Below are 24986 nucleotides of genomic sequence, written 5' to 3' on the forward strand. Positions count from 1 at the left end.
ATCGAGCTGGTTGGCAGGAATAAACACGATTTTCAGAAAGAGATTCATGTTTGCTTTTTTGAAAGTGGTGTTTTCCTGCTGTTCAGACGCTTATATATGGTGTACCATATTTGGTGAAACTTGCCTCCGTGAATTCTACATTTTGCGCCAGTAATAGTGATTTAGGAGTGATTCGCTTTGTCGTTTATAGTACTTAAGCTCCTATTTGTTCCATTGATATCGGTTTTTATCATGGTGTCGTCGGTTTATCTTGGATATCAAACGTCAATCCCTTTGATGCTGCTCACGGCATCGTTACTGTATGCATCCGTCATTTTGGATCGAAAGTTCGAATGGCTTCGCAATATTCAATTTCTCTTTCTCGGGGCGTTTCATTATGTCAGCCAATTGAATTGGTGTATCTTGCTGTATTACATACTAATCATCAATCTCATACTTAAAAAAGAGCGTTTCATCGAAACGATGCCGCTGTGCCTTCTTATGGTCCTTCAATACTCCATCATTCGCCTGACTTACGTGCCTATTAGCAAGTACCACATTCTCGTTTCGGTGTTTGATTGCTTAGCATCCTTTGTCGTCGTGATTTCCTTTCATTTTGTTAACTTTCTCGAATCGGAAAAGAAGAAATTATATAAGCAAAACGATTACCTGACCTATCACGATCCCTTGACGGGACTTCTGAATTATGATGGTTATTTGCATAAAGTTCAGCATCTCATTGAGGTGAACAAGCCCTTTCAGTTGGTGTTACTGGACATCAACAACTTCAAATCATTAAATGCCAAGGACATCTCCACAGCCAATGAAATTCTGATCAGTTTCTCACGGGCAGTGCGCAAACTGTTCCGAAACGATATGCTGGCCGCCTCCCGATATGCGGGAGACCGCTTTGCCATACTGCTGCCCGAGCACGTCAACATCGACAGCAGCCTGTTCAAATTTGAAAATATCGGCGTACAGGTGACCTATAGCATCACTTGTTACCCGCATGAAGCCTTAACTTATCAAGAGATGATCAGCACGGCAGAGGACCGGATATTTCAAATGCGGCGCAATTCCTGGATGAGAAGCCAGGAGGAGATGATCCGAACGGAAAAGATGAAGATGGTGGGGGAGTTGGCTGCCGGGATGGCCCATGAGATTCGGAATCCCCTTACCTCCATTAAAGGGTTTATTCAACTCTCCAAAAATCAAGGTTATAACATTCAGCCCTGGTATGAAGTCATTATGGGGGAGATTACGCGGGTAGGGGAGCTGACGGCAGAATTTCTGCACTTCTCCAAGCCCCATGCCAGCAATATGAGGGTAGAATCCCTTACGGACTGTATGACTCGAGTCTATTCGTTGTGTGAATCCGAAGCCGCATCGCATGGACATTTATTTATGCTGGATGTAAGCGATGAACCGATTCAGATCGTCATGGACCGTGATAAGATCATCCAGGTGCTGATTAACCTGATCCGTAATTCCTTTCAAGCGATGGAGCACACCGGCTCCGTCCGAATCTCGCTCAGAGCGGAAGAACGAATGGCTGTCGTGGAAATTGAGGATACCGGAAAAGGCATTGCCGATGAAAATCTAGCCAAGATATTTGATCCGTTCTATACAACCAAAGAAGAAGGGACCGGCCTTGGGCTGTCCTTGTGTCAAAAAATTGTAGAGGACCATGGGGGCAGAATAACGGTGCACAGTGAGCTAGGGATTGGTACGACGTTTACCCTGCGGATTCCACTCGCTTAGAAAAAATGGATGGCAATCTACCGAAATATATCCTATGATAGGATAGTTATTTAGCAATCCAAGATGGTTTGCTAAAATTTTATTACTCATGCATCAATGTGTTGCAGGAAAGGAAGTAACAGATCGTATGTCGATGTCCACGAATGAAGCCGGTTCAGCCATGGTTCTAACTCGCAGGAAGAGGCTTCAGTTTGCCTTGATTCTCGGATCTCTTTCGGCTTTCGGGCCACTTTCCGTTGATATGTATTTACCTGCACTGCCCAAGCTCTCCGAAAGTTTGGGATCACCAGCATCGTTGGCCCAATTAAGCCTGACGGCTTTTTTACTTGGTCTTGCTCTTGGACAGCTTGTAGCAGGCCCGCTTAGCGATATCCGGGGGAGAAAAGCACCGCTCATTATATCCTTGATTATTTATTCGATTACCTCCTTGCTGTGCGCGTTTGCCCCAACGATATGGGTTCTAGTTGCGCTTCGATTCGTGCAGGGAGCAAGCGGAGCAGCCGGTATCGTCATATCCAGGGCTGTCGTCCGGGATTTATATACCGGTTCGGAGCTGACCAAATTTTTTACGTTGCTGATGCTGATTAATGGTTTGGCACCCATTATCGCTCCTGTATTCGGGGCGTTTATCCTTAATTTCGTCTCTTGGCGCGGAGTTTTTGTCGTCTTGTTCCTGATTGGATTGCTGATGCTGCTCGCTGTATGGTTTGGTCTTCCGGAAACGCTCACTCGGGAGAAAAGGGCCAGCGGAGGGATTAAACAAACATTTCGTACCTTCGGAACGCTGGTTCGGGACCGCGTATTTGTCGGCTATGCGCTTTCTCAAGCGTTCGTATCCGCCGCGATGTTTGCGTATATCTCGGGGTCACCTTTCGTGTTGCAGGATATCTTTGGCGTATCCCCTCAAATGTACAGTCTGTTCTTTGCTGTTAACGGGGTTGGCATTGTCCTGTTCTCTCAAATTACGGGCAGATTGGCCTCCCGTACCGGGGAAACCAAATTGTTGACAACGGGTCTTATCATAGCGGCCTTTGGCGGCACTTCGCTGTTCGCGATCACATGGCTCGGCGGCGGATTGCTGCTGATTGCACCGATGCTGTTCCTGATTGTTTCTGCCGTCGGCATGGTCAGTGCAACGACAACGTCACTGGCGATGCAGAAGCAAGCAGCCCACACTTCAGGCAGTGCGTCCGCGCTTCTTGGATTACTGCCATTGTTATTAGGTGCAGCCGCAAGTCCACTTGTAGGCCTGGGGGACGGAACAACTGCTGCCCCAATGGGAACAGTCATCGGGATTGCAGAATTGCTGGCCGTAAGCTCGTTTTTGTTCCTTGTTATGCCCTTTAGTCATAGGAAAGAGACGCCAGTGTCCTTGTAAAATAAGTCATAACATACAGAGAGAAACCCGCAGTTCATGGTGCGGGTTTCTTTTGTTTATAAAACAATCTGAATGAATTACCTGTAATGAAATCATAATACCAGAGAGTAAACGAAACCGGACATATCACGTAAACGCCAATAGAGAAAAACACAACGATAAAGCAGGTGAACCAGCTTGAGATGGATGTCAGTCTTTGGTCTATTGTTTATGCTCCTGCAAGGGGATGAGCCAAATAACAGCGATTTAATGATAACGCAAGAAGGCAAAGTCATGGCAAGCGTGAGCCGGAGCGACCATGCGCTTGATGTTTTCCCGCTGCTGGATATGGATAAATACAATCAATGGGTGGATGCACTTGATCGGAAAACCTATATGGAAGCCCGGAACGCCCGGATTGGCAGCAGTGGCCAGATCATTCCCGGGCAGAATGGTCATAGACTGGATCGACGCAAACTGCTGGAGCAATATTATTCCTATTGGTACGGCACTGGGGGCGCTACCGTCGAAGCGCCGAGGTATCCGATTTATCCGAAGGTGGATACGGAGCTTCTGGCCTCCCTTCGGGTGAAACCGATAGGTTACTATGTCACCTATTTTAATTCCAACAACAAAAATCGTTCCCATAATATCGCGTTAGCCGCTCAGGCGATTGACAGTGCAGTCGTGTTCCCGGGAGAAACCTTCTCTTTTAATCAGGTGGTTGGCATTAGAACGGTGGACAGAGGGTACAAACGTGCCGGCGTTATCGTCAGAGGCGAATTATCGGAGGGAGTGGGGGGAGGGATCTGTCAGGTCTCTTCCACACTGTATAATGCTATTGACCGTGCAGGCTTGCAGATTGTAAAGCGCTACTCTCACAGCCGGAACGTACCTTATGTGCTGCCGGGGCGCGATGCTACGGTGAGCTGGGGAGGACCGGATTTTGTTTTTGAGAACGCCTATAATCAGCCCATCCTCATCCGCGCATTCGGTAATGGGGGAAGAATGACCGTTGCCATCTACTCTTCTGAACTCATTGAATATAAGCCGCGTAATGTACCGAGCATATCCAACGTGCTGCCGCAGGAGACGAGTGACACCAAGCACAATCCGGTTAACGGTGATTAGTCCAAGGGTTGGAGCATGGATGCAGCAGGTCGCGGGCGCGCCGACTTATACCATTGCGTACACAGCCAAAACACTAGAATGAGATCAATCGCGTCGCCGCCGTAATACATCAGCATTCCGCCCAGCTCGGCCTGTTCCGAAGAGACGCCGTTTGGCGGATGGGCATATATGTATTTGGAGAGTATCCCATGCCCGGCAATGGCGATCATTAGGATGGTCGAACGAACCTGAATGCTGTGACGGTGGGGGGCCACATCCACGTAGAGCAAAGAAACCGTAAATAAATACCCAGCTGCAAAAACATGAAAATGCACTAGGATATGAAGTAAAAGGCTATGGTGCATGGCCATAAATAATCCTGTTGTGTACAAGACCCATAGTCCACTGATATTCAGCAAGGTCGCTGCTGCCGGATGAACAATGATTTGGGCCGGTTTGCTCTTCAGCAAACGAGTGATCCGTCTGGCGAAAGGAACTGGAGTAGACCTGAGAAGCAGCGTCATCGGTGCGGAGAATGCAATCAACAGCGGCCCCAGCATACCGAGCAGCAGATGTCCGAGCATATGGATCATAAAGTTCGTAGGGGCGAGTCGCGCTAGCGGACCAATCAGCGACAAACCAATGCAAAGCATACCAGCAACCCAGCAAACATAACGATAGAGCGGCCAATTTCGGTAGTTTCGATTGGAGATCGCAGCAGCAACCATATATAGAAGAATGAGAAGCGCAAAGACTAAGCCACCCATGATCCATTCCCAGGAAGTCCATGAAGCAGAGCTTCCGGGCATTCCAGCCCCATGAGCAAGCGTATGGTTACTCATCATGAGATCAGGCCTCCCTAGATAGAGTACGGTTTTGAGTTCGCACGATGAGAAATATACCAACTAGGATCATGCCCGCAGCAATCAGGTTCCAGACCCAATCGTAGGGACGGATATCGACGTTATAGCGAATCTGGTGCAGCCGCATCCATTTATGCTGAATGATGCCGTCATACAGTTGGAAGGCGCCGCCTCCAAGCAGGATACCTCCAATCCACCGTTTCAACCAGAACGCATGCCGGCGGTGCAGATCGGCAAGCATGAACGAGGATCCGATGGTAGCAAACCAGCTGAACGCGTGAAACAGTCCATCGGAGACAAGTCCGATTTCGCTTGTAGACTTATCGTAGAAATGATGCCAGTGCAGCAATTGGTGGAACACAGCCTCATCGATAAAACCAACCAAACCTAACCCGAAAAGAATTCCAGCCCATAGATTACGTGCGGAGTATCTTATGCGCTGTAATTGGTGTTCTTTGGATTTTGTTGACTTCATTCGGTTCATCTTCTTTCATTGGATAAAAATTTGAGGTGCATCCTTCTAAAAGGACTTCTACTATCTAAGTTTACCCATTTTTACCATATCAATAACCCTAGTCAGGGAGCTTGGACTAGGGATCGATTATTCCTTATTTAGGATTTAGGATCGCGCGTTATCGGGAGGAATTGACTTAACGGAGAAACGGTTGGTTTATTTGATGTCCATGAAATGTTCTATAAGCTTTGGTGGGGTCTTCGAACCAGGCCGCAATTCCGTCTGCCGTCATTTGATCTGAAGCAGCTTGCATCAGCAGTCCAGCGATATGCTCAGGAAGCGGCTCCGTCATCGCGTTGCTCCATTCCGTAACAGCCGTAATATATTGCTTCGTACGGTTCCAGTAGTCTATTACCAACAGCTTCATCCCAAGTCAATTCCTTATGTGTCATGAGGGTTTCATATAACTGTTCAGCAGCATAAGAAGCGGTATTACAGCCTTGGCCTGTTATCGGATCACTGAGAAAGACGCTATCACCGCACCCAAGTATCAGCGTTCCGCCCAGTATGGCATATGGCCTGTGAATGACAGGCGTAATCGCGGTTTGAAGAAAGGCGTTCTCATCGATGAGTGCAAGCTGATCCATATCAATTCGTTCATATATAAGATGAAAATGCTCTTCAATTACATTCGCCATACGTGCCACAAATTCGGAAGAGTTCTTGATGCCTTTAAAAACATCCAATATTCCCTCAGGCACAGCTTCAATGAATAAGATGGTGGCACGACCTGCATCGGTAATAGCGGGAATCTCGAACATTTCACCGTTCCCCGGAAGAACTGTAATGGAAAAACCCTCAGGCTCCACGGGCTGTACGCCGGTAAAATAACCAACGATGCATTTCCGCTGAGGCGCTTGGTAGGGAGTGAGTCGCATTTCTACAGGAGCTGGTGCCAGCGGCCCGGCTTTTCCCGTTGCGTCGATGATGAGATTGTAGGATGGGGCCAGGTCCGGAAGATCTTCCGGCTGCAAACGCCGGTGTATAAACTTCACGCCTTGCGCAGCTAAATCATGCATCGATTCGGCGAAGTGCAAGCGCTGGTCCACCGATGCTGCGCTTCCGGAAAGTTTGCCTGTGAACAGTTTTTGTTGACCTAACTGAAAGTGAATCGTTCTGATTGGAGGTGCGTTATCCTCCGCAGGTAAGTTAAAACGCCGTTCGCGTTCTAATGTGGGATGAAAATGAACCTGCGTGGATCGAATTCTCCCATCAAGGATGTTCTGCTGCTCTTCATAATGATGTACCGTGACATCAAAATCATCCTTCAGAGAATAAGCAAGCTGGATTCCAGCGGTACCGCAGCCGATTATACCAATACGTCTCATTACATCAGTCCTCCTTGAAATAGCTTTTAAATAGAATACAGTGATGAGGATTGGATAAAAGGGTGGAATTAACTATTATTCACTCCGGCATATGAACTAAAAGATAAATGGCAATATAATGAAGTTAAGTTTACATAATATTTAATATGTAACCAAAAGGGATTACAACATAGTCAAAAGGCGAATCCTGTTAGGGATTCGCCTTTTTCATGGAAGTAGTCATTCATGTTGTTGCACATTAGGCACGAAGTGAAATCGGAATTTCCTTCACACCGCGGACAATCATACCGGGTCTCCATTCAAGCTCATCGGTGTCCCGTTGCAGCTCAAAGTTGGGGTAGCGACGGAGAAACGTGTTGATTGCGATTTCACCCTCCAGTCTGGCGAGGGGAGCTCCCAGGCAAAGATGAATCCCTTTGCCGAAGGCTAAATGCTGGCTCTTCTCCCGGGTAATATCAAAGATATCCGGGTCCTCAAATTGTGAGGCATCCCGATTTGCGGAGTTCAAAGCGATGACAACCAAGTCGCCTTTCTTCAAGTGAACGCCATGAAAATCCATATCCTCCGCCGCCCAACGGGAGGTGCTGAATTCAACGGGACCGTTGTAGCGAAGCATTTCCTCAATCGCACCATGAATGAGTTCGGGTTGATCCTGCAGAAGTTTGCGTTGTTCCGGATGCTCCAATAACGCAAGCACGCCATTACCGATCAGGTTCACCGTCGTTTCATGACCGGCTATGATCATCAGGGTGACGACGCCATATAACTCCTGTTCGGATAAGCGATCACCTTGATTCTCGGCAATGACCAGCTGACTGATCATATCATCGCCCGGCTGTTCGCGAACCTTCGCGAACCAATCCTTCAAATAAGCGATAAATTCATTCATATGCTGGACTACTTGCTCGTTCATTTCCTGGTTGGAGGCGCCGATGATGGAGTTGGACCATATCCGAAACTTGTCTTGGTCCTCCGTAGGCACGCCAAGGATTTCACTTATCACGATAATAGGAAGTTTGAACGCATACTCATCAATGAGATCTATGGTGTCTTTGGAGGAGACAGCATCTAGCAGGTTGTCCGCGATCTCTTGAATATGGCCCCGCATATCCGCAATTCGCTGCGGAGTAAAGCCCTTTTGGACCAATCCGCGAAGTCGTTTGTGATCCGGCGGATCGGAGAACAGCATGTTGGTGCTGAACACGCTGGTCTGTTCCTGCCCCATTGCTTTAGCGACGTCTTTACTAAATCGGCCATCCTTGAGCGCTTCAACAGCTTCCTCGTAATTGCTGATCAGCCAGCCGAAACGTCCATCGGGAAATTGCAGATTTAATATGGGATCGCTTTGCCTCAATTTCTCGTATACAGGATATGGGTTATGGGTAAATTCCTTCGTAAACAATGCATTTTTCAGAGATTCGTTCACATTTGTCATATAGGGTCTCCTCTCGAAAATGATAGTTTCCTATCCAGTATAAGGGAAGGCGATGGATATAACCAATTTACGGATGAAATGCCGACAGTCTCCAAATGATTGATTATACCAAACTTGTGATGGGAATGGTGTTCAAGATTGACTCTAAAGAGTGCCTTTTGGTCTACTGACTACGCACATAGATCTTTGATATATTGGATCATATCTGAAAGGAAGAAAGGGGGAATAAAGCGGTGAAATCCGTTTCCGGGGAGAAGGCAGCGCTGCTGGTTCGATTTTTCATACCGTATGCTGTTATTTTGGTGGGCTCCCTATTGGTTGGATGGTTTGCTTATGGGAAGACGGCAGGGCTCATTGAAAGCGAGACGGTGAGAAGCACCTCCGCCGCTCTGCAGCAAATCCAGGAAGCGCTGGATCAGAGATTTGCCGAAATCGAGAACATGGCACGGCAGATGTCGAGCGAATCGAAGGTTCTGTCTTTTCAGTTTGAGAAAGAACCGTTTGCCGGAACAGGTCCCTACCGTCTATGGGATTTGGAAAAGGGTTTGTTTAATTACAAATTGTTTAATCACTTCATCTTGGATTATTACATCGCTTACAGGAACAGCAACATGATCGTTTCACCTCGTAAGGTGTATACGGCGGACCAGTATTATCGTTTGCAGCTGCACTATGACGACCAGTCATTAAGCGAGTGGAAGCAAGCTCTGTTTGGGCAGTATCATTATAAAACGTATGCCCCGGGCCGTTCGGTCGTGTATGAAGGCAAACCATACTCGGTTGTCAGCTATATGCAATCCTTCGGGAATAAAAGGAGCAGCGGAGTTGTCACTGTACTGATCAACAACATGCAGATTCAGGACATGCTTCGCAAAGTCGATCCGGAACAAGAGGGTTTTGCCTACATAGCGGATCAGAACGGCAACCTGATCAGTTCTATTGGTTTGAAAGAACCGGATATTTTGAAAGCGCTTCCCAAGCGAGGGGGCTACTCCCATATCCGATTGGGCGGGCAGGAAATGCTGGTGACGCAATCCACGTCCAAATACAATGGCTGGAGCTATGTATCCGCTCAACCGAAATCCGTGGTGCTCCAAAAAGTAAATTATATCAAACAGCTGACATTGACGATCTTTATCACAGCTCTTCTGCTGGGGCTTGGGATCGCCGGCTATTTTGCATATCGAAGCAGCAGACCATTCCTTAAGATCCTCCAGCTCCTGCCATCATCGCGTCGGGATGCAAAGCATGTGGTTTCTCGTAACGCCGTTGATTATATCGGACATTCCGTGTCCGAGCTGATTGAAAGTCATGATACGCTGAAGGAGCGGTTGGAAGAGCAGATTCCGATGCTGCGAAATGTCGTGGTTGACAGGCTTCTGAAGGGTAGCTTCACGTCGATGCAGGAGATTGAGGCTGCCATGGAACACGCACAAGTCCAACTTCGGGGATCTCACCATGCGGTTGCCCTTCTTCATATTCGGGGATACCAGGAGCCGTTTATGGAAGAGATGCTGATGGAGCTCGATATTGTAAAAATCAACCTCCGCGACCGGATTCAAGCATTATGCGGGGAGGAGGTGCTGCTGCATGATTTTGGTGAAAACCAATTGGTCCTGATCCTGTCGGGAACGGCAGTAGACAACGCGGATTTTATGACACAGATGCGAGCGAATATACGGGTAATTTACGAGCAATTGAGCGGAATCTCAGATACGGGCCTGTATATGGCTGTAGGCGAGTGCCAGTCCAGCATTGCTGAGCTATACCGTTCCTACGGGGAGGCCAGGTTTGTGCTTCATCATGCAGGATGGAGCGAGAAGGCTCTTATCTTATATCATGCTGAGATGGAAACGCCGGCCTTTTCCTATTATTACCCGGCCGATGAAGAGATGAGGTTGATCCAGCTTGTGAAGGCAGGCAATGTGGATGAGACGCAGCAGTTGCTGCTGCAGATCAAGGAGAAGAACAGATCGGAGCGGCAATTGCCGATGGCCGTGGAGAAGCTCCTTGCCCAGGAGTTAAGCGGCACCCTGATGAAATGCTGCGAACCGACAGGGAAAGATGGCAGCGGCAGAACGGAGGAAATGGAAGCTGTCATCCGAGCGTTAAATCCGGTTATGCCCCCAGCCGAAGCCATGAACATTCTCTATGCTGCTTTTATTCGGCTCTGTCGGAAAAACGAGGAGAGGAAGAAGAGCCATAATGACCTTTTAACGAGCCGACTGCTTACCTATATTGAGAGGCACTATGGGGAAAGTGATCTGAGTTTAACCGCGCTCGCCCGGGAAACACGCACCTCTGAGGCTTATGTATCTTACTTCTTTAAGGAGCAAACAGGCTTGAATTTCTCGGACTATCTGGAGCAACTCCGAATGGATGAGGCGAAGCGGGAATTGGCGTCAAGCGACAGGCCGGTAAGTGACATTGCTGCTTCTGTTGGCTATCTCTCACACAACACCTTCAGCCGTGCGTTTAAACGGGTAAACGGCATTAGCGCGACTGAGTATAGACGTCTTCAACGCGCAGAAGAACATGCTTAATCTAAAGAAATGCACGGTGCCTGATTGATGAATAACAGCCCATTCTAAAATTCTGAATAATCGACCGGAAACATGAAGATTTACGCTGATACACGCAGCTGTATATACTCCAATCACGGACCGCATAGGGACGAATCCATTGAAGATTGGAGTGGTAGCCGCTGAGTGGCTGGAAGAGCATCATCCGTAGCTGGCAGCTGTATGCGCTTTTTTTGCTCCCGCTGCTGTACATCATTATTTTCAAGTATGTACCGATGTACGGCGCGCAAATTGCATTCAAAGAGTTCAACGTCACGAAGGGGATCAACGGAAGTCCATGGGTTGGGTTTGCCCAGTTCGAACGCTTCTTTGAATCGCATGAATTCTGGCGATTGCTGAAGAATACGTTCTCCATCAGCTTGTACACACTGATAGCCAGTTTCCCGTTTCCCATTATGCTTGCACTTGGACTGAATTATGTAAGGAACCGGCGCTTCAAGAACACCGTCCAAATGGTTACATACGCGCCTTATTTTATCTCTCTGGTCGTGCTGGTGGGCTTGATGCTGCAGTTTATGGATCCAAGAACGGGGCTCATCAATACGATGCTTGGCTGGATCGGCCTAGGTCCGTTTCATTTCATGGCGGAGGCCTCCTGGTTTCAGTCGATCTATGTGTGGTCCCATATTTGGCAGAATGTCGGGTTTTCCTGCATCATTTTTTTGGCAACGCTTTCAGGGATTGATCCGGCTCTCCATGAAGCAGCCGTCATGGATGGAGCCACGAAAATGCAGCGGATGCGCCACATTGACCTCCCGGGCATCATGCCCATCGCCATGATTTTGCTTATTCTGAATACGGGGCAAATGCTCGAGACCGGCTTCGAGAAAATTCTGTTAATGCAGAACGCACTAAATTTGCGTTCATCCGAAGTCATCGACACATACGTGTACAAGGTGGGATTGGTATCCCAAGCGATGAATTTCTCATATGCCACAGCGATTGGGTTGTTTAAAGCGATCATCGGTTTCGTGCTGCTGTTGATCGTGAATCAAACGGCCAAAAAGCTGAAGCAGGAGAGTCTATGGTAAGAAAGGGGGGGGACTTGTATGCAATCACCTGCCATGAAGGAATCCGGCTCGGACCGTGTTTTTACGGTGGTCAACTACGCGATGTTATCTGTTTTCCTCATCGTTGTGTTATATCCGCTGATTTATGTAGTCAGCGCCTCATTCAGTTCCAGCAGCGCGGTCTTGTCGGGAAAGGTATGGTTGTGGCCCGTCGAGCCGACCCTCGAAGGCTATCGTGCGGTATTCAAAAATACGATGGTGGCCAAGGGTTTCATGAACACGCTGTTCTATACGCTGGCAGGCACGATGATCAATCTCATTCTGTCCGTGATGGCAGCGTACCCGTTGTCACGCAAAGATTTTCGGGGGCGAAACATGTTCATGCTGCTGTTCGTGTTCACGATGCTGTTTAATGGAGGCTTGATCCCGACCTACCTGCTGGTGAAGGATCTCGGCATGATTGACACAATTTGGTCGATGCTGATTCCGGGGGCGCTGTCGGTGTGGAATGTCATCATCATGCGCACGTATTTCCAGACGACCATCCCGCAGGAACTGCTGGAGGCTTCACAGCTGGACGGCTGTACCGATTTTCGCTTCCTGTGGCGCATCGTGCTGCCGCTTTCGGGTCCCATCTTGGCCGTTATTGCTTTATTCTATGCCGTTGGCCATTGGAATCAATATTTCAATGCGATGATTTATTTGAAGAGCGCGGATTTGTACCCGCTCCAGCTGGTGCTTCGCGATATTCTGGTGCAGAACGAGGTCAATATCGAAATGCTCGGCGACGCCAAAACCGCTGCGGCCCGGCAAGGGCTGCGGGAGCTGCTGAAATATTCGCTGATCGTGGTAACCTCGGTTCCGCTGTTGATCGTATATCCGTTTTTGCAGAAATTCTTTGTCAAAGGGGTCATGATTGGTTCATTAAAGGGATAAGACATCCATATTTCAGGAGGGCGGGACGTTATGAGAAAAAGAACACGGGTTATCATGGGGGCATTCACCGCATTCAGTATCCTTCTTGCAGGTTGTATGGGTTCACAGATCCCGAAGGGCTCGGATGAGGGTCAGAATGCGGGTACCGAACCCATCGCATTATCCGAACCTGGAACCTATCCGCTGGTTCAAGAGAAAACCACGTTAAAGGTGATGGTGCGGGGAAATCCGTTGGTCGAGAATTTCGAAACGAATGAATTCACGAAGTGGTACGAGGAAAAAACGAATGTGCACATCGAGTGGGAGGTTGTTCCGGAGCAGAGCATGCAGGAGAAGCTGAATCTCGTTCTTGCCAGCGAGGATTATCCCGACGTCATTATGGGTTTAAATATTTCGCCGGCGCAGCAGATGATATATGGCTCGCAGGGCGCCTTTCTTCCGTTGAATGACTTGATTGAGAAGCAGGGACCGAATACGAAGAAAATATTCCAGGATAACCCGGAGATCCAATCCACAATAACGGCGCTGGACGGCAATATTTATGCGCTTCCGGAAGTGAATGAATGCTATCACTGTTCCATGAGCCAGAAAATGTGGATTTACGAGCCTTGGCTGAAGAAACTCAATCTGGAGATGCCGGAAACCACGGATGAGCTGTACGAGGTGCTGAAAGCTTTTAAAGAACAAGACCCGAACGGGAATGGCATCCAGGATGAGATTCCATTGTCTATTTCTCCGAAATCCTGGAGCTCCTCCATCGACGCGTTCTTATTGAACTCTTTCATCTATAATCCGGTTTACGGCTCAAGTTACAAGCATATATTCATAAAAGACGACAAGCTTGACGTCGCCTTCAACAAGCCGGAGTGGAGGGAAGGCTTGCGGTATATGAATAAGCTGTACGCTGAGGGGCTGCTCGCTCCGGAATCGTTCACGCAGGATGACAATCAGCTGATCCAGATCGGCGAGAACCCCGATACTGTGCTTCTAGGCGCTTCAACCGGCGGCCATCAGGGTATATTTACCCAACTCCTCGGCGAAAGCGGCAGATGGTTGGAATATAAGACGGTACCGCCGCTCAAAGGACCAAACGGAGTTCGCTATGCTGCTCTGGATTCCACCGGATTGAATCCGGGTGCATTTGTCATCACGAAGAAGGCCAAGCATCCTGAGCTTGCCCTGCGATGGGCGGATGGGCTGTACGAACGGGAGCATACGCTGCGAAGCGTGTATGGTCGCCCGGACGAGGAATGGCGGGAAGCGAAGGACGGAGAGATCGGCATCAACGGAGAGCCGGCGGTCTGGTCAGAGCTGAAGTCCTACGGCACGGTTCAGAATATAGCCTGGATTCAAACCGGTCCGAGTCTGCGGACGAATGATTTCCGCCTTAGCGCCGTTGCCAAAGGGGACGACGATCTGGAAGTCATTCTGTACAATGAAACGAAAAATAAATACGAACCCCACAAACCAACCGATGTCAGCACCGTGCCGCCGTTATTTTTGACCAACGAGCAGGCGTCCGAGGTAGCGGATCTGTCCAAGACGATCAATGATTACGTTGATGAAATGATGGCCCGCTTCGTGATCGGCGATGCCGATCTGGATAAGGACTGGGATGGTTACGTTAAGCAATTGGAAGCAATGAACGTAGCCCGCTATCTGGAAATTTATCAGGAAGCGTATGATGGAAGAAGCAAATAAAGGAGGGATTGCAGGATGAGAGTTGGCGTAAGCACCTACAGTTTGCTGCCCGCTATCCGTGCAGGAGAGATGACGGTGCTGGATGTGGTGGATTGGATCGCTGAGAACGGCGGGCAGCACATGGAGATCGTGCCCTACGGATATACGTTGGAGGACAATCCCGGGCTTGCCGATGCGGTGCGTGAGCGGGCTGCGAAAGTCGGCATCGCGTTATCCAACTATTCGATGCCCGCTAATTTTGTCCAGGAGAGCCGGGACGCCTTCGATGTCGAGGTCGAGCGGATCAAGCGCCATGTGGATACGGTGAATCGGTTAGGAATGAAGCATATGCGTCATGACGTGACGGCTTTCACGCTGCCGCCGGAGAAGATGGGCATTGATTATGTGGAAACCCATCTGGATATGATTGTGGAAGGCTGTCGGCTCATAGCAGATTACGCAGACCGTTATGGTATTACGACCACGATCGAGAACCATGGCGTGAGCGTACAGGCGAGCGATCGTGTACAGCGCGTGATGCAGGCTGTCAACCGCCCGAACTTCAAGACGACCTTGGATATCGGTAACTTTCTATGCGTTGACGAGCAGCCGCTGGTTGGCGTGAAACGCAACTTGCCGTTTGCCTCGCTCATCCATGTGAAAGACTTCTATTATCGTCCGTTTGATCAAGACCCGGGCGGGGGAAAGTGGTTCAGAACATCCCATGGCAATTACCTCCGAGGCTCGATCTTTGGCCAAGGAGATCTCGATGTGCGCAGGATTTTGCGTCTCATTAAGGGTTATGGTTATGACGGAGATATTACGCTGGAATTCGAAGGCATGGAAGAATGCCGGGAAGGAACCCGGCTGGGTCTGGACAATCTGAAGCGGTTATGGGACGAAGCGTAGGTGGTTGCGTTACGGAAATCAAATGCTCATAGCGAAATATACATGGAATAACAGAACAGCCTGAAAGTCGCGCCTAGCGCGACTTTTTTATTTATGAGACCTTGAGTTAGAGGCGTTTATTTCATCATATGAACTAATGACTTGGCACTTGGATATAGATTGGTTTCATTCCTCATTTGCATCAGATCGGCAATGATTTTACATTCGGTTCGAATTCATATAAGATATAACGTGGATATTGTTTATCCGCTTTAGTCGTGAATGGATAGATGCGTGTGTAGTTTAGATAACGAACGAACCGATATTATCGTGAATTGAGGTGCTGTTAGATGCATATGAAAACCGGCGTGGAACAGTCGGTGTATGCCCTGGTTCTATTGAATATGCTGCCGGACAAGGCGGTACTGCCCGGGGAAGCGATTAGCCAGCAGCTCGGGACATCGGCAACCTATTTTCAGAAACTGTTAAGGAAGTTGGTAACAGCAGACATCATCACATCAGTACCCGGTATCAAGGGCGGTTTTAGATTAAAAAAGAAACCGGAGGATATCCGTGTATACGACGTATACCTCGCGGTGGAAGGGCAGCAGTCCCTCTATTCATGCAACGGAATTCTGGTAGACATGCTGGATTTGGAAAAAGAAGAAAGCTGCTGCCTGTTGACTGATTTAATGGAGGAAGCAGAATCCTCCTGGAAGGCTGTATTAAAACGGGAGACTATTGCTTCGCTGTCAGAGGAGATGTGCGGTGAACGCTTTAAGGATAAGGTTGCGGCTTTAGAGGAATGGATCAACAACAAAATGGTCATCTAACCGAGGAAGGGATGAAATTTTATGAGACTAAGCGTATTGGATCAGGCACCCGTAACAAGCGGCAACACAGCGGAAGGCGCCTTGAAAAAAGCGGAAGAACTGGCTATTCTGGCAGATGAATTGGGATACAGCCGAATGTGGATGGCCGAGCATCATGGGGGAAATACGTTTGCCAGCTCTGCCCCCGAAGTGACGGCAGCCCGGCTTGCAGCCAAAACCGATCGGATTCGCGTCGGCACCGGCGGTGTCATGATGATGCATTATTCTCCCCTTAAACTCGCGGAAGTGTTTAAGACGTTAAGTGCTTTTACTCCTGGAAGGATTGATTTCGGTGTAGGACGAGCGCCAGGCGGTGATACAAGTGCGATGTACGCTTTGTCTGAAGGGCGGCAGCTGATGCTTCATAACATGTATGATAAGCTGGCCGTAACCATGCAGCTCCTTCGTGATGAGGTCCCGGAAGATGAGTTATATGCCAAAAACGCCGCTGCTCCAACCGAAGTTGCCCTGCCGGAAGTGTGGCTGCTCGGCTCCAGCGGCAACAGTGCCTTAAAAGCGGCTCAGATGGGGGTCGGGTACTCCTTCGCGCAATTCTTTAACGGAGCGATGAGCAACGAGATATTAGATCATTACCGCGATAACTACCAGCCATCCATATTCATGGAAAAGTCGGAGATTAACGTATCCTATATGGTGACAACGGCCGAAACGAAGGAAGAAACCGAGTATGAAGCGCTGCCGCAGGATATTTTTCGATTGATGATGAGCAAGGGCCGGATTACGCAGGTGCTGACGCCGGAAGAAGCTCAGAATGTGTCCTTAACGGAAATCGACCGGATGGCTATCCAGGAAGGCCGCAAGATTCATCTTGTGGGAGCGGTAAAGGATATCGCGGCACGCTTACAGGAAGAGCAAGCGCACTACGGATTCCAGGAAGCGATGATATGCAGCATTCCGCATTCGCAGGAAAAGCGGCTGGAGGTTTACCGCCTGCTCGCACGCGAGCTGCTGTAATTCTATAAAATAGGTGAAGGGATAGGCGGATGCCTGTCCTTTTTTCTGTTTGGTGAAATTATCGTATCCCTTTCGAGTGCGCAGATGCTAGAATAGTAAAAAAATAGATTTATTCGTATTACGCAGCAGTTAGGAGATATTATGCCGTTTACATTCGCTCATCCCGTCATCACGATGCCTTGGTGGAAAAAGAAGTCGCTTCCGGTGTCGGCTCTTATTATCGGCTGCATGGCACCGGATTTTGAATATTTTATCCGATTTCGGGCGGCTGGCGTATGGAGCCATGAGGGTCCTGGAATTCTTTTGTTCAATCTTCCCGTGATTGTGTTACTGTACGTCGTATTCGAGACGGTTGTACGGCCTGTTCTATACGTGTATTTACCTTCATGGTTCCCATACCGCTGGGATCGGGAAGGGAAGCTGCCGGCTTCTCCAATAGGTTGGCTTGCCGTACTTCTCTTGGGATTGGCGGGCGTTGGCACGCATCTGCTATGGGATCAGTTTACTCACAAGGGCGGCTGGATCGTCAATCAGATTCCCATCCTCACCCAATGGATACATATCGATTCTGTACAAATTCCGGTGTATAAATTATGTCAGCACGGCAGTAGTCTGTTCGGGTTGGTCTTGATCTTATGGTGGATTCATCGCCATTTGTACGTAGCATCAACGCAAAGGGCGCATTCGTATTCGGTTCTATCTTTTTGGTGTGTATTTGTTGTGATCTATATTCTGGTTATGTTCATGGCTATGATGACGGTTGTTGACGGTGAAGGGATGACGTTTGTATTACAGCTTGTCGTTCCGGCAATCAGCAGCTTCATGCTGGCCATAATTGGAGCGTGTCTTGTGTTTTGGCGGGCTGCAAGGGGCAAATAGCAACTCTAGTAAATAAAATCGGAATCGACAGGAGGATGTTATGGTAACCGTTGAGCAATTCACGCATAGGGGAATCCATTTCTTAAATGAAGATGCACTTGTCATAAACGAGCGAGCCGCATTGTATGGCGTGTTAGATGGGGTTTCATCCATCGTCCCATACCTCAGCGACAAGAAGGAAACCGGAGGTTACATCGCTGCTCAAGCCGTGAAGAACTACTTCGAATCACTGGACCGGGTTGAACAGCTTACGGAGCATGTTGCGGCAGCGAACCAAAAGCTAAGAGAACTTATGCTGCAAGCCAATATTAATATGAAGAAAAAAGATGGCCTCTGGGGTACTGCCCTCGCTCTTGTTCGAATTCAAGAGGACCGTGTGGAATTTATACAGACAGGAGACTGCATGATTCTTGCCGTATACCAAGATGGGGAGGTTCGCCCGTTAACCTGGAGACAAGTCGCTCATTTAGAATCTCCGGTCATCGCAAAATGGGAGGAGGGCGTGAATAAGGGATTGTCCAATCAAAAAGACCTCCACGGGACGGTTATTGATATCATCAGAGAGAATCGCTTTCAGAGTAACACGAATGGAGGCTACGGAGTATTAAATGGAGAAGCCCGCGCTGTTGATTTTCTCGAATACGGAAAGATCAACAAGTCACGATTAAAACACGTGATCTTGTTAACGGATGGTTTGTTTTGGCCTACCAAGGATGTGCCGAGTCATCAATCCTATTGGGAACATGTCGCGCAGCGTATACTCGAAAAGGGTGTTGAACAGTATGCGCATGAATTACTTGAGATCGAAGAGGCTGACCCTGAGTGCTTAAGACATGCAAGATTCAAAAAATCCGATGACAAAACAGGCATGGTGCTTCACTTGAACAACCCATAGATGGTCAATGAGGCAACCTCACCTTATGAGAATTCTTCCCCGAAACACTGACACATTGTCGTCAGTGTTTCGCTTTTATAATGAAGAAAAAATCGAGAGTGAGGTTAAATTATATGTCTAATTATCTGGATGATATCAAGTACCAGGGTTCGGAAGCTCCCGTTCGGCCCTTCCGTATTCACATACCTCAAAAGGACATCGACGATCTTCGGACTCGTATTGCCCATACCCGTTGGCCTTCCCAGTTACCTGGAGGCGCATGGAATCGCGGGATTCCGGTTGCATATCTTAAAGATCTCGCGGATTACTGGCAGAAGGAATACGACTGGCGCGAATATGAGCAGAAACTGAATGCGTTCCCGCAATTTATGACCGACATTGAGGGGCAGCCGATCCATTTTCTACACGTGCGTTCTCCTGAGCCGGATGCCTTGCCATTGATCATGACGCATAGCTGGCCGAACTCCATTGTCGAATTCATGAATATCATTGGTCCTTTAAGCAATCCCAGAGCGTTTGGTGCCGATCCTAGCATGGCATTTCACATCGTGGCACCTTCGCTTCCGGGGTTCGGCTTCTCCGCTTTTCCTGAGCCGACAGATGGAACACCGTGGAGCATCAAACGCGTCGCCAGAGCTTGGGCCGAATTGATGCGCAGGCTCGGTTATGATTCTTACGGTGCCCATGGAAACGATGCAGGTGCATTAGTTTCCCCGGAGCTGGCTATCCTTGATGCTGAACACATGATCGGTGTTCATATTACTGGAGGGTTGGGTATCCCTAAGGGAGACCCGAGTGAACTGGAAGGGGTTAGCAAGGAAGAACTGGCTGAAGTTACGCACATGGCTGAGCAGTTTGCAGGAGGCAGCGGTTATGCCCCTTATCTGTCCAACCGGCCACAGACGCTCAGTTATGGACTTAACGACTCACCGGTGGCCGAACTGGCTTATCTTGTTGAGCGGTTTAAGGAGTTTGATGGTTGGCCAAGTAACTCGAAGGAAATCCAGCCTGAACCGATCGACAAAGATCTGCTGCTCACGAACGCAACGTTATATTGGCTGACGGAAACCGCGGCTTCTTCGTCCTGGACCTATTATGAAGGGGCAGCTGGGATGCCAACAGATCAAAAGAAAGTACCGACAGGGGTTTCTCATGGGGGAGGTTCAGTATTCAGGCGAATTGCCGAAGCCAAAAACAACATCGTCCACTGGTCGAATCGGGAAAGCGGCAGTCATATGGTTGCTATGGCGTCTCCGGGTTCGCTCGTACAGGATATCAGAGTATTTTTCAACAAACTTCGCAGCCTTTAACTACGTTATGTAAGAATATACAATACAATCCGTCTCAAGAAAACGAGATCAGCATACTTTGCCTAACAACATTTTCATGTCCGATTCATATTTTATTGTAACGGCATGGAAGCGGGAGGTATGCAGTATGGGCCAAGGAGCGCAGAGAAAACGTAGACGACAAACAGCTTCGAATAAAGCTACGGTTAAACAATTGGCATTTATTGCAGCCATATTAGTGTTGATTGCTTCAGCTATAGGCCTCTACATTGCATATGATGACTTGTTTGAGGATGACGGTGTGGAAGTTGTCGTATAACCAGGCGTGTTTGACAAACGAATTTAATTCGCTTTGTCTTTATCATATATGACATATGGAATTTTCCACTTCAACGAAAAAGGCAGCCGTTCATGATAATAAGAACAGGCTGCCTTTGTTATGGGTTCATTTAATGGAAGATCATCAGGAGTCAGCTTCGTTTTTGGTCGTCGGCGTAACCTGACCCTTTTGATGAGGCAGCAACTTCATGCCGGCATGCTCCAGATGGACTTTTACTTGAACCGATTCCAGAGAGCGTGGATCAATCGGTTGGGCAGACGACTGATATGTTTTTTTCCAAAGTCGGGAATCTTTCTTAAACAAAAGGTGCTCCAAGCTGAATAGGTCCGTTTTTGAAGCAACCCCGTTTTTAAACGTAGTTAGAATTTCCTCCCGCACTTCCGCTGCTGCCTGTATTTCGATTTCAGTCTTGGTCATCTCATCGAGAGCTTCATCCACGTTTCCATTTAACTTCAGATGAACGCGGTATTTGGGCATGCCGTTAACAATAACTAATTCTTTGCGAACTTTGGGATTTGTTAATACCACGACCCCTGCATATTCACCGCGCTTATTCGTGATCAGGATGTGAGATCGTTTCGTATCGGTTTCCAGCCAACGCAAGCCTGTGAGTTTATCATTGGTGAATAAGCCATTCGATACCCCTTTAGATATAGCAAATACTCCGTTAATCACCAATTTCGGATTATCTTTTTGGTTTAAGCTCCAGGTCTTTTTATCAACCGACATATTAGGAAGCAACACCGTGCTGGCTGGTTCTGTAATCAGCGCCATGAATTCGAAATATCGAATCGGTACGATATAGGATCTTTGTTTAAACTCCTCAGTTGGTTCATGAGCTAACGTATTCAATTGGGAGAGGTTGAAGAACGCAGGGACAGTAAACAATTGGTCGATGGAGTCTTTTGTACCATATACCCAAGGTGTCATACGAACCTCCTGGTACCGGCCGATGGTATCCAGTTTGGTTAGGACATTTGATTTCAGCACGTTCTCACTAAGTAGAATACAGGAAATATGGCTCCAGCTGGTTCGTTCCTGTAAGGTATCGTACAGGGCGTTTATCGCCATGTCCAATGTTTTACCCCTTGTTTTGGAAGTCCACACTTGGGATGGCTTTTCCGTCTTTCCGGTTTCGGTTTTGGCTACGGATGTAAAATCCATCATTTGGGTATATACAACGAAGTTACCGTCCTCCTGATCGATGCCGATGGCTGTGATGTAATTCATGTCTTGTATTTCCTTGATGTCCCAGCAACCCGTTAACAGATTTAGAATTACCATTAACAATATAAATTTTATGATTCTGACGCAGGTTCTCATCTCATGTAGGTTCCCTTTCTTCAGATGTGTCGTCTATCGTTTGAAGCATTTCCGGTCGTTTTTTGTTGAAAGCCCATGGTTTTTTTAAGAGGGAGCCCAACAGATCCTTGTAGGTTAATGGTGATAGAGGAGCTAGATACGGAAGACCGAAGGATTCCAATACAGAGAGGTAGGCAATGAGACTTAATATTCCAATGAAGAATCCGAGCATGCCTAGCAAGGAAGACCATACCAGCACATATAGACGAATAATGCTGACCGTCCCGCTTAGTGTTTGATTGACTAATGTAAAAGTCGCAACTGCGGTTGTTGCAGATACAACCAGCATGGTGGGTGACGTAAGTCCCGCGCGGATGGCAGCATCGCCGATAATCAGACCGCCCAGGACAGCAATGGTTTGACCGACTGCTTTGGGCAGCCTGATCCCAGCCTCTCTGAATAATTCGAACATGCCCAGCATTAATAAGATCTCCATTGGCGCGGAAAGCGGAAGCCCGAATCTGGAGACGGTGACGGTCGCAAGAAGGAGAAAGGGAAGCTGATCCATGTTGTAGCATGTCAAGGCAACCCAAAATCCCGGGAGCATAATGGCAAGAGATAGACCTAACAACCTGAGAAGTCGCTCAAAGATTACAAAGTGGTAAGGGAAATAAGAATCTTCTGGTGTTTTTAATAATTCCAGTAAGTTGCATGGTGCAATCAATGCCATTGGCGATCCATCCACAAGAATGGTAAAACGCCCTCTAAGCAAGCACTCCACGACAAAATCCGGCCTGCCAATGTAGTCCATAAGTGGAAACAGGGACAGGGTAGAATCGGAAAGCGCCTCCTCCAGCTGACCGCTGGTTACCAGAGCATCGACTTTGATCCCTTTTAAACGCTCTTTAGCCTCGTTGACAATCTCCGGGCGTATAATATCGGAAATATACAGAAGCGCTACTCTGGTCTGACTGCGATCGCCGATGATCATTTGTTCATTGTGGAGTGTGGCCGTGCGAAGTCGTTTTCGGACAAGTGCCACGTTCATGTTTAAATCCTCCGTAAAAGCGTCTCGCGCCCCTTTGATAGCCACCTCCGTATTGGATTCCTCAGGTTGTCTATTCGGACGCGCGGCGAGATCGATGGAATAAAAGCATTTTTCTGTTAAAAAAAATAGTATCATTCGTCCTGCAAACAGAAACTTTACGACATCGGCAGGCTGTTTAATTTTGCTCCATTCCATCGATTTATCCAGTTCTCTGGCTAACGGCTCCCAATCATTGAAGTGTTCCAGTTTTTCTTCCAGATCTGGCAGCACATATTGGGTCATCACCTTGGAATCAACCATGCCTTCGCTGTACAGCAGTAATACGGGAATAGCATCTTCATGCTTTCCCGGGAAAGATTTGATGACGACATCCGCGGAATTGGCAAACATGGAACGCAGGGATTCCTCATCCAAGGTGTCGGATGCGGGCTCACGGTCCACGATGAACCTGGTTTGTTTCGATTTTCGGCGGAACATACCGTTTCGAGGTCTGTGATTTGTCATCTTCTATCCTCCGTTTGTTTTAGGTTTAAATGCTACTGCAATCGCAATGAAAAGCGTCAGCACGGAAAGAAAGCCTAAGAATGCTAGCGAGTATTTGCCCAGAACGAATAACTCGATTTGTCTATCGATTACCGGAATTAAGGAGAAGACAGACAATGCGACACCCACTCCTAATAAATACCAAAGGCGCTGTTTTGGTTTTTTGAAGGAAATACCGTCCGCCATGATAAACAGGAACAGAGAAATACGAATTAATGTGCCCGATATCCATTGGTACAAAGCCAGAAAATCGAGATGCGTTATATATTTGGTAATGGTGACCAGCATCCACTGTTCGTATGCGGGATAGCGGGATTCCATGGCGGGAACAGGTCCGAATGCGGCGATAGCTCCCATCAATGGTCCAAGCGTGAGCCCGCCCAGAAGAATAGATAATATGACAATCGAGAGGTAGTTCATCTTTCGTTTCATGTGATGCTGAAGAAAGATCAGCACGATCATCTCCATAAACCCGCCGCCGGCTACGATCATGCTTTTGAGCATAGGCGTGTATCCTTCCACGAGTAGCGGCATCAACAATGAATAGTCCTTGTATTGAAGATTCGACACAGCTACAAAATGTCCCAACACCCATACAGTGGGAAGCAGGATTCCGGATATGATGGCTATTGAGCGAATACCGTTATTTGCCACATATACGCACAACAGGATAAGGGTGAGCGAGACGACCGTTTTGGGCGTTCGCGGCAAGTAGGTGACATGAATCCAGGTCGCCGTTTCTCTTAATATCACCATGGACATCCAAAAAAAGTAGAGTGTTATTATGCTGGCGAATATCCAACCCATGACCGGACCAAAAGAATCTTTGAACCAGGCGATTATAGACTGTTGGTGCGTTCGCTTCATGATAAAAAACAAAATGTAAACCCAGCCGATATGAAGGATCATGGTCATCAGGGTGCCCATCCATGCATCGCGGCCTGCGGTTTGCAGAAGAAGAGGGATCAGGATAACGTGATTGGTGATCCCCAAGGATAACAGCGTGATGAAGTATACGTCGATCAAGGATATCTTTTTGGTTGTGGCCATTATACTAATCTCCATATGAGGGAATACATGCTAATTCGATACAGTGAGTATTCTCCATTTTCCGCATTTTATGTATGAGGTGAAGAAGTACAACCATCCTGTATGTGGCTGCGAACAGAATGGGGAGGGGATATCAGGTCATTGATTACTTACTTAAATGGGACCGGGAATGCGAATCGGTTTCATGGAAAAGTCGGATCGCCTGTCGAATGGATGTGGTTTTTGCGATTACCCAAGAAATAATCAGGGGAAATCATCTGGTTGCAAATTAGCGAGACATCGAAAATTGGGTGGGCTGTTTTGTGGAGTGGAGGGGAGGTGTTCTGGTTCTGGTTTACGGAGGATGCATG

Annotated in this window: 22 protein-coding genes; 14 read left to right on the forward strand and 8 right to left on the reverse strand. The window is 48.0% G+C overall.

Going from position 1 to position 24986, the window contains the following annotated elements; translation table 11 throughout:
* Positions 1-177: 177 nt before the first annotated feature.
* The 3 genes from CRG97_RS15450 (at position 178) to CRG97_RS15460 (ending at position 4228) form a co-directional block, all read left to right on the forward strand.
* Positions 178-1740 carry an ATP-binding protein gene (locus tag CRG97_RS15450; protein ID WP_098744508.1) on the forward strand — a complete coding sequence of 521 codons (1563 nt, stop codon included), beginning with the start codon at positions 178-180 and terminating at the stop codon, positions 1738-1740.
* 127 nt (positions 1741-1867) lie between these two features.
* Positions 1868-3118, forward strand: coding sequence for a multidrug effflux MFS transporter (locus tag CRG97_RS15455; protein ID WP_098744511.1), 1251 nt, complete (start codon positions 1868-1870; stop codon positions 3116-3118).
* A 186-nt stretch (positions 3119-3304) separates the two neighbouring features.
* Positions 3305-4228 carry a VanW family protein gene (locus tag CRG97_RS15460; RefSeq protein ID WP_481856202.1) on the forward strand — a complete coding sequence of 308 codons (924 nt, stop codon included), beginning with the start codon at positions 3305-3307 and terminating at the stop codon, positions 4226-4228.
* Here CRG97_RS15460 and CRG97_RS15465 read toward each other — a convergent pair.
* The 5 genes from CRG97_RS15465 to CRG97_RS15480 all read right to left on the reverse strand — a co-directional run bounded on the left by CRG97_RS15465 (position 4225) and on the right by CRG97_RS15480 (position 8347).
* A complete protein-coding gene (locus tag CRG97_RS15465; protein ID WP_098745171.1) occupies positions 4225-5049 on the reverse strand; it encodes a cytochrome c oxidase assembly protein in 825 nt (274 codons plus the stop codon). The two genes, CRG97_RS15460 and CRG97_RS15465, sit on opposite strands and share 4 nt — an antisense overlap.
* A 7-nt stretch (positions 5050-5056) precedes the next feature.
* Entirely contained in the window at positions 5057-5545 is a 489-nt protein-coding gene (locus tag CRG97_RS15470) for a DUF2243 domain-containing protein (protein WP_098744517.1), read from the reverse strand.
* Positions 5546-5720: 175 nt separating this feature from the next.
* Positions 5721-5876: a hypothetical protein gene (locus CRG97_RS33630; protein WP_237566414.1), complete on the reverse strand. Its 156-nt coding sequence runs from the start codon at positions 5874-5876 to the stop codon at positions 5721-5723.
* Positions 5857-6912: a styrene monooxygenase/indole monooxygenase family protein gene (locus CRG97_RS15475; protein WP_237566415.1), complete on the reverse strand. Its 1056-nt coding sequence runs from the start codon at positions 6910-6912 to the stop codon at positions 5857-5859. The genes CRG97_RS33630 and CRG97_RS15475 overlap by 20 nt, the downstream gene beginning before the upstream one ends.
* Positions 6913-7150: 238 nt before the next feature.
* Positions 7151-8347 carry a cytochrome P450 family protein gene (locus CRG97_RS15480; RefSeq protein ID WP_098744520.1) on the reverse strand — a complete coding sequence of 399 codons (1197 nt, stop codon included), beginning with the start codon at positions 8345-8347 and terminating at the stop codon, positions 7151-7153.
* Between the two features lie 233 nt (positions 8348-8580).
* On the opposite strand from CRG97_RS15480, the gene CRG97_RS15485 reads away from it, so the two are divergent.
* From CRG97_RS15485 to CRG97_RS33285, 11 genes are all read left to right on the forward strand, one after another.
* Entirely contained in the window at positions 8581-10890 is a 2310-nt protein-coding gene (locus tag CRG97_RS15485) for a helix-turn-helix domain-containing protein (RefSeq protein ID WP_098744522.1), read from the forward strand.
* A gap of 212 nt (positions 10891-11102) precedes the next feature.
* Entirely contained in the window at positions 11103-11960 is an 858-nt protein-coding gene (locus tag CRG97_RS15490; protein WP_237566416.1) for an ABC transporter permease, read from the forward strand.
* 18 nt (positions 11961-11978) lie between these two features.
* Positions 11979-12875: a carbohydrate ABC transporter permease gene (locus tag CRG97_RS15495; RefSeq protein ID WP_098744528.1), complete on the forward strand. Its 897-nt coding sequence runs from the start codon at positions 11979-11981 to the stop codon at positions 12873-12875.
* 30 nt (positions 12876-12905) lie between these two features.
* On the forward strand, positions 12906-14576 hold the full coding sequence (locus tag CRG97_RS15500; protein WP_098744531.1) for an ABC transporter substrate-binding protein: 1671 nt from the start codon (positions 12906-12908) through the stop codon (positions 14574-14576).
* Positions 14577-14591: 15 nt separating this feature from the next.
* Positions 14592-15464 (forward strand): sugar phosphate isomerase/epimerase family protein, encoded by an 873-nt coding sequence (locus CRG97_RS15505; RefSeq protein WP_098744533.1) that lies wholly within the window; start codon positions 14592-14594, stop codon positions 15462-15464.
* A 329-nt stretch (positions 15465-15793) separates the two neighbouring features.
* Positions 15794-16276 carry an Rrf2 family transcriptional regulator gene (locus CRG97_RS15510; protein WP_098744536.1) on the forward strand — a complete coding sequence of 161 codons (483 nt, stop codon included), beginning with the start codon at positions 15794-15796 and terminating at the stop codon, positions 16274-16276.
* A gap of 21 nt (positions 16277-16297) precedes the next feature.
* The gene (locus tag CRG97_RS15515; RefSeq protein ID WP_098744539.1) at positions 16298-17290 is read left to right on the forward strand and encodes an MsnO8 family LLM class oxidoreductase; all 993 of its coding nucleotides are present in this window, start codon (positions 16298-16300) and stop codon (positions 17288-17290) included.
* A 141-nt stretch (positions 17291-17431) separates the two neighbouring features.
* Complete coding sequence (locus CRG97_RS15520) at positions 17432-18169, forward strand: DUF4184 family protein (protein ID WP_098744541.1); 738 nt, start codon at positions 17432-17434, stop codon at positions 18167-18169.
* A gap of 40 nt (positions 18170-18209) precedes the next feature.
* Positions 18210-19064, forward strand: coding sequence for a protein phosphatase 2C domain-containing protein (locus CRG97_RS15525; protein WP_098744544.1), 855 nt, complete (start codon positions 18210-18212; stop codon positions 19062-19064).
* A gap of 113 nt (positions 19065-19177) precedes the next feature.
* On the forward strand, positions 19178-20374 hold the full coding sequence (locus CRG97_RS15530) for an epoxide hydrolase family protein (protein ID WP_098744547.1): 1197 nt from the start codon (positions 19178-19180) through the stop codon (positions 20372-20374).
* 127 nt (positions 20375-20501) lie between these two features.
* Positions 20502-20672 carry a hypothetical protein gene (locus tag CRG97_RS33285; RefSeq protein ID WP_202618934.1) on the forward strand — a complete coding sequence of 57 codons (171 nt, stop codon included), beginning with the start codon at positions 20502-20504 and terminating at the stop codon, positions 20670-20672.
* Positions 20673-20816: 144 nt separating this feature from the next.
* Here CRG97_RS33285 and CRG97_RS15535 read toward each other — a convergent pair whose 3' ends face one another.
* The 3 genes from CRG97_RS15535 to CRG97_RS15545 are packed head-to-tail and all read right to left on the reverse strand — an operon-like array spanning position 20817 to position 24636.
* On the reverse strand, positions 20817-22016 hold the full coding sequence (locus CRG97_RS15535) for a Ger(x)C family spore germination protein (RefSeq protein ID WP_098744549.1): 1200 nt from the start codon (positions 22014-22016) through the stop codon (positions 20817-20819).
* A 1-nt stretch (position 22017) separates the two neighbouring features.
* Positions 22018-23547: a spore germination protein gene (locus CRG97_RS15540; protein ID WP_098744552.1), complete on the reverse strand. Its 1530-nt coding sequence runs from the start codon at positions 23545-23547 to the stop codon at positions 22018-22020.
* A 3-nt stretch (positions 23548-23550) separates the two neighbouring features.
* Complete coding sequence (locus CRG97_RS15545) at positions 23551-24636, reverse strand: GerAB/ArcD/ProY family transporter (protein WP_098744555.1); 1086 nt, start codon at positions 24634-24636, stop codon at positions 23551-23553.
* Positions 24637-24986: the final 350 nt, after the last annotated feature.

The organism is Paenibacillus sp. EZ-K15 (assembly GCF_002573715.1).
GTDB lineage: Bacteria > Bacillota > Bacilli > Paenibacillales > Paenibacillaceae > Paenibacillus_AQ.